An 11,611-nucleotide genomic window follows, 5' to 3' on the forward strand; every position below is an offset into this window, starting at 1 on the left:
TAAAGGGGAGATGAATCGCTTTTTTTATATTTTATAAAGACTATATGTGGTTTATTAAAGATTGAAATAATTGGTTTTTTTGTATATTTTTGATATACTATATGTATGAAGAAAACAAATTTAATTCACGCAAGAACTTGTGTTTATAATGTCAATTATCATATTGTATGGTCTGTGAAATATCGAAAGAAGGTTTTGACACAAGAGGTTGAGTTATATCTCAAGAAAATTTTTAAAGAGATTGCAGAAGAAAAAGGTTTTCTGTTGCAGATGGTAGAGGTGGGTGAACAAGATCATATTCATGTATTTGTATCAGCTCATCCAAAAATAGCACCTTCTTATATTGTCAAAATGTTAAAAGGGATTTCAGGGAGAAAAATTTTTCTGCAATTTCCTGAAATCAAACAAAAATTATGGAAAGGAGTATTATGGAACTCTAGTTATTATATTGAAACCGTTGGCTCTATTAGTGAGGATGTCATAAAACGCTATATTGCTAACCAAAAGAAAGGTGGTGACTAAATGAAAAAGGTATCGTATTTCACCTATAAAGCGAATCGAACCAATCAAATCATCTTATATCACTTGTGTTATGCCAGTCGTAAGTTATGGAATGTGGGGAACTATGAAAAACGGAATTGGTCGAAAGAACAAGGTGTACCGTTCCCGAATTGGTATGAACAGAAAAAACGATTAAAAACACATTTTTGGTATAAACAATTACCTGCTCAATCAGCACAAGAGGTCTTAAAAGTCTTGCAAGAAGCGTGGGTGTCTTTTTTCAAACTAAAGGAAAGCAATGGAATAGATAATCCACAACCACCACGATTCAAACATCAAAACTTTAATGTCCGTTTTCTAAATAACAGTTTCAAATTGGTGGAGAACAATACCAAAATTCGTTTACCCATTCCAAAGGCTCAAAAAGCCTTTTTAAAAGAAACGTATGGATTGGAAGAAAGTTATCTTTATATCCCGATTCCGAAACATATCGAAATCGAAAAGATAAAACTGATTGAAGTGAAACCCATCAGTCGAAAAGAATATACGATTTATCTGATTCAAGAATACAAAGATGTACCATTGAAACAAAAGAATAGCACGAAATTTTTATCGATTGACTTAGGGATTGCCAATGCGATGACTTGTTATGATTATCAAGGAAAAGCACACATCATTTCAGGAAGGCAATGGCTATCCGTTGAACGCTACTTTCATAAACAAATCGCCCATTTTCAAGCGATTGGTTTCGCTCAACAATGTGCTAAAGGAATACAATACCCAAAACCTTCCAGACGTGTGTTACAACTTTATCAAAAGAAAAGAAAACAAGTGCATCACATGTTGCATTGTATGACAAGAAAAGTGATTGATATTGCTCTGCAACAAGGAGTCGAAACGATTGTGATTGGTGACATTACAGGTATACGAGAACAAGCGAAATTCAACAAGAAAACGAATCAAAAATTGCATGGTTTTCCGTATGCGAAAATCATTCAAATGATACGGTATAAAGCGCAGGAGCAAGGAATAGATGTTCGTTTATTAACCGAAGAATACACCTCTCAAGCATGTTCAGTATGCCAAATGTTCCCTTGTGAAGAAAACGCAAAGCCGAGTAATCGGATTCATCGAGGGTTATATGTATGTAACGACTGTCATACAACCATCAATGCGGATGTGAATGGTGCTATCAATATCAGCAAAAAGTATCTGAAAGAGATTAAGGCTTTATCTCAATCAGTAGTGGTGTTGGACACGCCGACTGTGTATACGTTTAACGGACAACAGTTCGTTGCGTAGAACAGGAAGCTCGTCATTTCAATGACGAGTAGTTCACATCGTTATAACGATAATATACAAACGTTAAAAGTGATGGTGCCAAACAAAACGATCTGCTAAAGTACTCATGATGAGGTTAGATCAACAACAGAAATACATAAAGGAAAGGGATGAACTTCTCACGCGGTTTCTAAAGGAATCCATGGAGACACGCAAAATGATCACTGTGGCCAAAGAGGAAGAGCAAAAGAAGAAAAAGTGTTTTGGTCTCTTCATCTCTTTTGTGATTGTTCATTTCGCATGCATCCTCTTTTCCCTCAAGTTCAGTATTCATGCGAGAATCAAAATTGTACATTTATTAAATTAGCATTCATATGCATCTTCGCTCTGTATGAGTAAAATGTTTGTTGGAGAAAGATAAGATCCTTTCCGTTAGAAGCAAGAGTTTCTCTTAAATGGTAGGGGGAAAGGCAAAATAAATGCAAAAAGGACTCTCTTCCTGTATTGTGATAAGTGCACAAACCAAACACAAGGAGAAAAGAGTGTACTATGTAAGAGTTTATCACAGGTGGGCAAACATTAAAAGAGATCGAAATGGAATTATTTTCGATGATTCAAGAAACCTTCGGGGAACTGCTTCAACAGGTGTTGGAGTACATCGATCAAGAACTAGCAAAACATCGGGATAAAAATCGTTATTACTTGAAAGATAAACGAACGGTACGAATCCAAACATTATTTGGGGAGGTGGAGGTCAGACGCAATTATTATTTGGATCGTGAGAAAACAAGCATACACCTGTTTATTGGATCATTTTCTATGCTTTGATGGAACAAAGGAGATCAGTCTATTGTTGGAGGAAACCCTCATGGAATTAGTCGTCACCGATCCTTTCCACCTCCAAGCTGCAGAGGCGTTTGAAAAGATGGCAGGGTATGCGGTAATGAACCATGAAACGATTCGCCAGTAGTTCTACAGGCGACGGTGGAGATGCATCGTCGGGTGAAGATGAGGCGCCGTGTGTTGTTTGCGGAGGCAGACGGACTGCACGTGAAACGGCAACAAAGCCGCCGAAAAGGGAATAAGAAAAGATCTTGTTGGTTCTTCAAGGCTGAGAACGAAACGGAAAACGGGTGCCCTTGGTAAACAAACGTCACTATGTGCATCAGACGAAATGAGCCGGTGTAGGAAGGGCTTGAAAGGTTTATGATGGAAGAATACAGCTATGACCCGATGATGGACTGGTTTTCTGAATGGAGATAGAACCGCGTGGATCATCGCTTGCCGGGAGTATTTCGGAAAACGGCAGGAACACCGATTTACAAGCATTAAAAGTGTTGAAAGGATTTAAAAAAACAAAAGAGGCACATACAAACAGGATGAGATGGTTGGCGAACGCTTACAAAACAGATCGTAAAAACGAAATATACCCAAAAAATCAAAACAGCAAAAAAATCCCCATCAAAATCTTGTCTCAATCTCTCTGCAAATCTATTACAATAGAAATAAAAACATAATTCATAAGGTGATGCATAATGGATTCTTCATGGCTGAAGCCGATTTCTGAGGCAAAGTATTTGGCAACGGACAATGCTTATCGCTATCGGGCGATTTTACGATATTTTTATATGCAGCATGAACGAATGCGGCAATATTTGTTTCCTGAAGAAGTATTTGCATTTTTAAAAGAGCATGAGGAGTTTCAGAACTATACGGAAGACGATCTCCAGCAGGATTTAGATCAGCTTGTCAAATGGAAAAACTTAATTGCTCGGCAAGAGACGGTGAATATTCGCACAATCGAAGAATTTAAAAAGAAACGGTTTCGTTATCAATGCAGTCCTTACACGGTTGAAATTGAGAGGATGATCCGCACGTTAGAGAAGCTAGGGGATTCATTCGGAGGATCTTTAGAAAAAACGCGTTTTGACCGTTTATACTCTTCACTCGTTCGAATAGAAAATATTATACAAAACGATTTTCAAGAAAAACGAGAAGAGATTAATCAAATTTGGGAAGAAACATTCGATTATTTCAAAAAAATCATTCAAAATTCTGCGGATTACATCGCTTACCTTAACAGTGAGAACACGGAAGAACGAATGATGTCGGAAGCCTTTCTTGTATATAAAGAAAAATTTACGACATATTTACGCGATTTCATCGTTGCCTTACAGAAAACATCGTTAAAAATTGAAAAGTTGTTGGAAGATATCGCAGAAGATGATGTTCACAAACTAGTCGCAATTGTTGCTGATTATCAAATGACGATTCCTCGATTAGAAGAAATGGAAGTGACGAAAGAACAACTTGAAGAAGATTTATTCGAAAAATGGAAAGGTCTAAAAGAATGGTTTTTAGGCAGAGAAGGACGTGAAAGTGAATTGTATTTTCTTCAGCACCAAACGAATGAAGCCATTCGCCGCATGACCCGGGTCGTGCAAAGGCTGGGGGAACGTCATCACAATTTCCGCAGCCGCAAGAAAGATTTTCTCCATTTAGCAAAGTGGTTTTCCGAGCTTCCGAGTTTAGTAGATGCCCACCGACTATCCTCTGTTGTTTTCGGCTGTTTCCATACAAAGCATCTCATAACAGAGAACGATGCAACAGAAAACTTTTATCGCGATATTTGGGAAGAAGAGCCGACAGAATGGACGGTAAAGCCTCGCGTTCGCCATTACCGTGAAAAGAAAAAGCCGGAAGCGATCGAAACACATGAAAAAGAGAAACAGGAGATGAAGGAGAAATTTTTGCTGGAGAAAAAACGTGAGAAAGAAGAGTTAGAGAACCTCATTCAAGACAATAAAATCGTATTACGAGAGTTGCCGGTGATCGAACCGCACATTCGAAAAACATTGTTAAGCTGGATAGCAAAATCAATGACAAAACAAGACGGAGTCGTAAAAACGGAAAACGGATGGAAAGTGAAAATCTTGCAAAAGGATTCTTCCTCGATTCAATTGAAAGCTGCTGACGGAACACTTACGATGCCGAATTATGAACTTTATGTCCTCGAAAAGGGAGAGATGTAACATTGGAAAAGACGGAGCAAGGGTTTGATGAAAAAGCGAAAGAAGCCATGACAGCCCTGTTTGAAAACTTCTGGATTGTCCGGGAAGAGGAACCAGAGCTTTATCAAAAGATTAGAGAACGTGAAAAAGTATTGAAACGTTACTTGCAAGAAAAGTTTGGATATCGGCTAATCATTCACCGCTATTTTGCAAAGCTCGAGAAAATCCCGGCTGAGCCAGAATCGTGGATGGGTATTCAAGATTTTCAAGATATATTAGATTATGCCCTGTTTTGCTGCTTATTAGCATATTTAGAGAGCAAAGCCGTCGATGAGAAATTTCTTCTGTCCGATTTATGTGAAGAGATTCAAGCGATGTATCCCGGGGAACTGCCAATCGATTGGACGAATTATCAACATCGGAAGTCGCTCATTCGGGTGCTGAGGACGTCGGAGCAAATTGGTATCGTAAAACGCGTCGATGGGGATCTTGAAGGGTTTGCAAATAAAGAAGACCATGAAGCACTCTATGAAGTTCCCGTTGTATCCCGCTATTTTATGAGATCATATCCGAAAGACTTGTTTCAATATGAAACGATAGAGGAGATTTTAGAAGAAGAATGGAAAGCGTCCCCGCAAGACTATCGCCGCCATCGGATATATCGGCAACTATTTTTATCGCCAGCCATTTATCGAAGACAAAAAGACGATCCTGACTTTTATTATTTAAGAAACTTTCGCCATCGCTTGCGGGAAGATATTGAAAAACATACTGATTATCACTATGAACTTTTTAAAAATGCGGCACTTTTAACTTTACCGGAACGTCAAAGCCGCTATACGCTGTTTCCAGATCAAAAAGGTACTTCGGAGATTATTCTTCATTTTTCCAAAATTATTCGCCAGCATCTTGATGTTCACATGCCTGATGAATATGGACAAATCCGCTTAACACCAAATGATTTTTTAGGTCTGTTAAAAAAATGCCGTGACGAATTTTCCGAAGGATGGAGTAAAACATACCGCGACATGACAATCTCTCAGCTTTCTGATGAAGTATTGAGTGCATTAAAGGAGTGGAAAATGGCAGAACGTGAAGCGGAGACTGGGATGATTATTCTCTACCCCCTTTTAGGTCGATTAGTCGGAACATATCCTGATGATTTTCTAATGAAAGGAACGAATGAAGATGACGAGTAAATGGGAGTTATATCGAGCGGGAGTGTTAAATTTTTGGTATTATGATGAAGAATTTTTTCATTTCGCAGACGGAAAACTTCTATTGCGTGGAAGCAACGGCTCCGGCAAATCGGTGACGATGCAAAGTTTTCTTCCGGTTCTGCTTGATGGAAAAAAGAGTCCTGATCGCCTCGATCCGTTCGGTTCCCGAGCTAGAAGAATGGAAGATTACTTGCTTGGGGAAAAAGAACTCGTCGACAGGGACGAACGAACAGGCTATTTATTTTTAGAATATAAGCGAAAAAACTCTGAACAATATATCACAACGGGTATCGGCTTACGGGCAAAACGGCAGAAAAATATGGATTTTTGGGGATTTGTCGTTTTTGACAATCGGCGCATCGGCAAAGACTTGCGTTTATATAAAGAAGAAAAGACAGACGGGAAGACGCAAAAAATTCCTTTAACGAAACGGGAGTTGATCACTGTTATTGGTGAAGGCGGTACGGTTGTTGATTCGCAACGTGAATATATGGAGTTAGTGAATAAACATATTTTTCGATTTGAGTCGCTTGATGCGTTCCACGAATTGATTGAATTACTCATTCAATTACGCAGTCCGAAGCTTTCAAAAGATTTTAAGCCAACTGTGATCTACGAAATATTAGAAAGCTCGCTGCCAGCACTTACAGATGAAGAGCTGCGACACTTGTCAGAAACGATAGAAAATATGGATCAAGCAAAACAACAATTAGAACAGCTTGAAAAAGACGAGAAGGCTCTAAAGCATCTTTGCCAGCATTATTCGACTTACAATGAGTATATGTTGGCTGAGAAAGCGAATGAATATGTAAAATCGGAAAAAAGCTTTAAAAAGTTAGCTGAAGAAAAGAAACAGTTTGTCGCACAACATCGTGAATATGAGGAAACACTTGCGACATTGAAAGAAGAGACTCAACAATTATCGATTGAACAAGAAGTGCTGCGTAAACGGGAACTTGATTTATCCAATCATGAAGTGTTTCAGGCAGAAGAAAAGCGTAATGAAACAGCGGAAAAACTGCAGAATGTAAACAAAGAGCTCAAAAAGAAAGAAAGATTTATAGATGAAAAACGAGAGCAAGAACGGAAAATTGAACAAAACTTAAACATGTATGAAGAACGTTTCGAACAGTTATTGAAAAAGCTAACAGAACAGTTAGAAATGATGCGGAACGATGCGTTAGAAAGCTCTTTTTCCGAGCATACAATCAACGAAGAAGATTTTCAGCGGAACCGAGAATATGAATTTGATTTTACCGTATGGAAGCGGGAAGCTAATGCACATTTTGATCGACTGGAGCAAATTAACGGACTTTGGAAAGAACATGATGAAATTCAATTACGTTATGAAGAAACGTATAAAGAGCTCGGCGAATTAAATAGGGAATTAGACCAACTAAAAAATGAAGAGAAAAAATGGTATGAACTGGTTGAAGACGAAAAATCCCGTTTGCAGGAAAGCGTGTTTGAATGGAGCAAAATGTATCCGGATATAAAGGTGGATGACGAAGCATTTCAAGTATTTTTACAAAGGTTGAATGAGCTATATGAGCGCTATCATTTCGAAGAGGTGAAACAACCGTTTACGAATCAATATTATCAATCTTTAGAATCGTGGAAAGCGGAAAAAATTAAAAAACAACATGAAATGAAATTGATAGAAAATGAAATTCGTGAAACGGAAGAAAAATTACGCTATTGGAAGGAACAAAAAGATCCTGAACCAGAACGAGACATGCAAACGGTGCAAACAAGGGTTTTGTTAAAAGAGAAAGGAATACCTTACGTTCCGTTTTATGCAGCTGTGGAATTTCAGGAGCACGTTTCTGAAGAGTTGCGGGAACGGATCGAATCTACATTAAATCATGCTGGATTGCTCGACGCTTTAATTGTTGAAGCGGATTTAGATATCCAATATGATCGAGTAATCATGCCAAACCCGGCAATGATGGCACACACGCTAGAGGATTATTTAAAACCTGATGTAGAGAATGACTCAGGTGTTTCTAAGGAACGAATCGAAGCGGTATTGCGCAGTATTATCGTATCGGACGAACCGCAAGAAAAGGATTATTTTGTCATAAACGAATCCGGACAATATTCACTAGGACTTTTAAAAGGACATGCCCCTGAAAGGGAAAAGGCAAAGTATATTGGAAGAGCCGCACGGAAACGGCTGCGTCTTGAGAAAATTCAGCAATTTGAGGAAGAATTACAGCTTTTAAACACTCAACTCAGAGAAAAACGAGAGCAGCTGGTAGCCATTGATGAACGAATCCGCCACATTACGGAAGGGTTTCAATTGTTTCCAACTGACAAAAATGTCAAATATGCCTATGACCAGTGGGAGCAAACGAAACTCCTGGCAGCAAGCAAAGAACAAGAAACAGTAAGGAAAAATGAAAAACTCGGACAAATCGCTCGAGAATGGCAGCAAGTGAAAAATACTTTGCGCAACAAGACAGAAGGACTGGACCTTAAGTTTTCAAAAAAAGGGTACGAAGATGCTTTGTCTTATATGAAATCATATTTAAAAGAGTTAAATGACGTACAAATTACTCATGGAAACATTGTGCACACCGATGAAATGATCAAAAATCTAAATGATCAGCTTGAAGCATTACAAAACGAAATAGACGAAGCGAAAGGCGAAATCAATGTTCTTCTCGATCAACAACAGCGGGTATCACTTGAACTTGAGCATATCGAATCGATGTTAACGAAAATGGGAGCGGAACATATTCGCCAAGAGATTCAACAGATTCGAGAACGATTAACGTTTTTAAAAACGGAAATTCCTGAGAAAATTAAGAAGCAAGCAGACATCGGGAATCAACTTTCAAACATGGAAAACAAATTAAGCAGTTTAGAGAGAAAACTGGAATTTGCAAAGGTTCTTGTCCAAGCATGGGAAGAGCTATTTGCCAAAGAATTGGAACGAGGGCTAGTGTTTGTTGACGAAAATGAAACAGGCTCACTTTTGGACAAAGCAATAGACATTTCCAAGAAATATGGTTCTGTATTAAAAGAGAATACACGACTTTCTGTCACCGAACGATTAAACCGAATATTTTTCCAAGAACAACCGAATTTAATCGAATATCGTCCGGCACAGGAACCTGCCGATTGGAACAAACAAAATCCGTTCGTCGAGCTTTCATTAGATGAGGAATCGGAGCTAAAAGCGAACGATTGGAAGGAAAAAGCAGGACGCATCATCATTTTACTAGACTACAAAGGACAACGCGTTACACCATATTATGTATTAAAAGAGATTGAAAAAGATATATTGCTGCAAAAAGAATATATTAACGAACAGGACCGCGAATTGTATGAAGATATTATTTTGAAAACGATCGGGCGAATATTGCGAAGCCGCATACAGCGTGCCGAACGCTGGGTAAAAGATATGAACGCATTAATGGAAAAACGTGATACTTCTTCAGGTCTGACATTTTCAATTCAATGGAAGCCGAAGACCGCGGAAACCGAAGAAGAAATGGACACGAAAGATTTAGTCGAATTGTTGCGAATGAATTCGCGGCTGCTAAAGGAAGAAGATTTGCAGCGGGTTACGATGCATTTCCGCTCAAAAATCAACCGAGCGAGAGAAATGCTTGAAGAACGTGGGCAAGGCAATACGCTTCACCAAGTCATTAAAGAAGTGCTCGATTACCGAAAGTGGTTCTCGTTTACGCTTTATTACCAAAAAACAAATGAACCAAAGCGGGAATTAACGAACCAAAAGTTTTATAAATTTAGCGGCGGAGAAAAGGCGATGGCGATGTATATTCCACTTTTTGCTGCGGCATATTCACGTTATCAAGAGGCTGCAGAGGATGCTCCATATATTATTTCGTTAGATGAAGCGTTTGCCGGTGTTGATGAAAATAACATTCGTGATATGTTTGCTTTAGTCGAAGAGCTTGGTTTTAACTATATCATGAACTCTCAGGCGCTTTGGGGAGACTACGACACGGTACCATCGCTTTCTATTTGCGAGCTAGTTCGCCCGAAAAATGCACCGTACGTTACGGTTATTCGTTATCATTGGGATGGAAAAGTGAAACGACTTGCGTCAAATCTGGATGAAGAATTTACTTTTACATCATCCATATAGGAAGGATGGTTCATGTTGGAACAAAAAGTAGCGGATGCTGTTGAGTTTTTTCGCGGTGAACCTGGCTTTCACCGCCTTTTTTTGCTGATGAAAAAGAAATATCAATCACTCGGGAGAATCGGCGGAACGGTCAAATTAGACGGTTTTTCCTTTGAAGAAAAAGAAGCGCTCGGGGCGTTTTTTGGGAAGGATTTTCATCAAGAATCTACTCCTTCGGTTTCATTAAAAATGTTTGCCGAACAATTAGAGAAAACGCGCTTTGCCGGTATACCGCTCGTTACGTTACTTGAGAATTATTTTGGTGAAGACATTACAACCAATCAAGAGAAGAGGGAAACAGATCGGAAGAAAAAAGAAGAATTTTTTCAAAACCTTATTCATCAATATCCCGAACAAGCAAGGCTTCTGTCTTTTATAGCTGAATCAGCTCCCCAAAACCGCTTTATTCATATCGCCTATTCGCAAGATCGGGAACATTTGGAGACTGTTTTAAAGAATGTGTGCACTGCGCTTCAGTATTTGCCGAAAAAAGGTGATTATGAACGTCTTTCAATTTTTTCACAAAAAGTGCTAAAAGATCCGCACGCATTTGACTTGCATACGTTTCAAGGAAAAGTATTTCTTCATGTACTTCAATTTTACTCTGATCAAGACTATGACTTATCATCAGTCGAGGAAGTCAATGAGCTCCTGCAATCATTTGGCATTTTACGGGAAGATATTTTAAACTTTGTGACATGTGCGGGAATTTTGACAGAAACGGAACAGGGAATTCATTCTGTGTTTGCTTCTGCTGTAAAAACGAATACAGTACTCAATGTGCCATTGCGGGAAATATTGAAGTTAAAACGTGCATATCCTGCTAAGGGGCAGACCGTATTTGTCGTTGAGAACTCAGGCGTATTTTCCGCTTTGTTGGATTTATTTCCTGACGCTTTCCCGCCGCTGATTTGCACAAATGGGCAATTTAAACTAGCGTCACTGATGTTAATAGACTTAATCATCCAAGAAGGTTGTCAAATATATTATTCTGGAGATTTTGATCCTGAAGGACTAAAAATGGCACAGCGATTAAAGGAGCGGAATCAGGAGCATATTCATTTATGGCATTTCCAATTAGAAGATTACTTAGCGTCATCTCCAGAGGTTTTGCTGTCGGATGACCGAGTAGCGAAACTAGAAACTGTTACGATCGAAGAATTGCAGCCGATCAAAGAGAAAATGCGGAAAATAAAAAAAGCTGGCTATCAAGAAGAAATCCTGAAGAAGCTTTATGAAGGTATTTGTCGCCACATGTGGGATTAGGCTGGAAACATGATTTGCGAGTCTGTTCCCATTCGATTTGCTAACAATGTGCGAATGGGGACAGGTGGTTACATAGTAAAGAAAATACTCGTTTGGATAGACGTACTTACTTTTCGAGTTTATATTAACATATTTCATTATTTGAGGTTTTAAGCTTTTTGTTGGTTTTAAAT

9 protein-coding genes are annotated in these 11,611 nt (G+C 38.8%); all 9 read left to right on the forward strand.

Annotation, left to right across the window (positions count from 1 at the left end):
* The first annotated feature begins 105 nt into the window (after positions 1-105).
* The 9 genes from tnpA (at position 106) to NSU19_RS06515 (ending at position 11,438) form a co-directional block, all read left to right on the forward strand.
* The gene (gene tnpA, locus NSU19_RS06475) at positions 106-522 is read left to right on the forward strand and encodes an IS200/IS605 family transposase (RefSeq protein ID WP_094246129.1); all 417 of its coding nucleotides are present in this window, start codon (positions 106-108) and stop codon (positions 520-522) included.
* On the forward strand, positions 523-1,803 hold the full coding sequence (locus tag NSU19_RS06480; protein WP_094246128.1) for an RNA-guided endonuclease TnpB family protein: 1,281 nt from the start codon (positions 523-525) through the stop codon (positions 1,801-1,803).
* A gap of 573 nt (positions 1,804-2,376) precedes the next feature.
* On the forward strand, positions 2,377-2,610 hold the full coding sequence (locus NSU19_RS06485; protein WP_240326833.1) for a UPF0236 family protein: 234 nt from the start codon (positions 2,377-2,379) through the stop codon (positions 2,608-2,610).
* Positions 2,561-2,752, forward strand: coding sequence for a UPF0236 family protein (locus tag NSU19_RS06490; RefSeq protein ID WP_240326831.1), 192 nt, complete (start codon positions 2,561-2,563; stop codon positions 2,750-2,752). The genes NSU19_RS06485 and NSU19_RS06490 overlap by 50 nt, the downstream gene beginning before the upstream one ends.
* A 283-nt stretch (positions 2,753-3,035) precedes the next feature.
* Positions 3,036-3,299 (forward strand): hypothetical protein, encoded by a 264-nt coding sequence (locus tag NSU19_RS06495; RefSeq protein WP_339199347.1) that lies wholly within the window; start codon positions 3,036-3,038, stop codon positions 3,297-3,299.
* Between the two features lie 18 nt (positions 3,300-3,317).
* On the forward strand, positions 3,318-4,814 hold the full coding sequence (locus tag NSU19_RS06500; RefSeq protein WP_339199350.1) for a TIGR02677 family protein: 1,497 nt from the start codon (positions 3,318-3,320) through the stop codon (positions 4,812-4,814).
* Between the two features lie 47 nt (positions 4,815-4,861).
* Positions 4,862-5,992 (forward strand): TIGR02678 family protein, encoded by a 1,131-nt coding sequence (locus tag NSU19_RS06505; RefSeq protein ID WP_117017513.1) that lies wholly within the window; start codon positions 4,862-4,864, stop codon positions 5,990-5,992.
* Positions 5,982-10,133, forward strand: a complete 4,152-nt coding sequence (locus tag NSU19_RS06510; protein ID WP_339199352.1) for a TIGR02680 family protein — start codon at positions 5,982-5,984, stop codon at positions 10,131-10,133. The genes NSU19_RS06505 and NSU19_RS06510 overlap by 11 nt, the downstream gene beginning before the upstream one ends.
* A 12-nt stretch (positions 10,134-10,145) precedes the next feature.
* Positions 10,146-11,438: a TIGR02679 family protein gene (locus NSU19_RS06515; RefSeq protein WP_339199356.1), complete on the forward strand. Its 1,293-nt coding sequence runs from the start codon at positions 10,146-10,148 to the stop codon at positions 11,436-11,438.
* Positions 11,439-11,611 lie beyond the last annotated feature (173 nt).

Origin of the sequence: Aeribacillus sp. FSL k6-2211, assembly GCF_037966125.1 — a bacterium.
GTDB lineage: Bacteria > Bacillota > Bacilli > Bacillales > Aeribacillaceae > Aeribacillus > Aeribacillus composti.

Coding starts and splice junctions, on each gene's coding strand:
- NSU19_RS06480 (WP_094246128.1), top strand. CDS start 523: ATGAAAAAGGTATCGTATTTCACCTATAAAGCGAATCGAACCAATCAA.
- NSU19_RS06505 (WP_117017513.1), top strand. CDS start 4,862: ATGACAGCCCTGTTTGAAAACTTCTGGATTGTCCGGGAAGAGGAACCA.
- NSU19_RS06500 (WP_339199350.1), top strand. CDS start 3,318: ATGGATTCTTCATGGCTGAAGCCGATTTCTGAGGCAAAGTATTTGGCA.
- NSU19_RS06485 (WP_240326833.1), top strand. CDS start 2,377: ATGGAATTATTTTCGATGATTCAAGAAACCTTCGGGGAACTGCTTCAA.
- NSU19_RS06510 (WP_339199352.1), top strand. CDS start 5,982: ATGACGAGTAAATGGGAGTTATATCGAGCGGGAGTGTTAAATTTTTGG.
- tnpA (WP_094246129.1), top strand. CDS start 106: ATGAAGAAAACAAATTTAATTCACGCAAGAACTTGTGTTTATAATGTC.
- NSU19_RS06495 (WP_339199347.1), top strand. CDS start 3,036: ATGGAGATAGAACCGCGTGGATCATCGCTTGCCGGGAGTATTTCGGAA.
- NSU19_RS06515 (WP_339199356.1), top strand. CDS start 10,146: ATGTTGGAACAAAAAGTAGCGGATGCTGTTGAGTTTTTTCGCGGTGAA.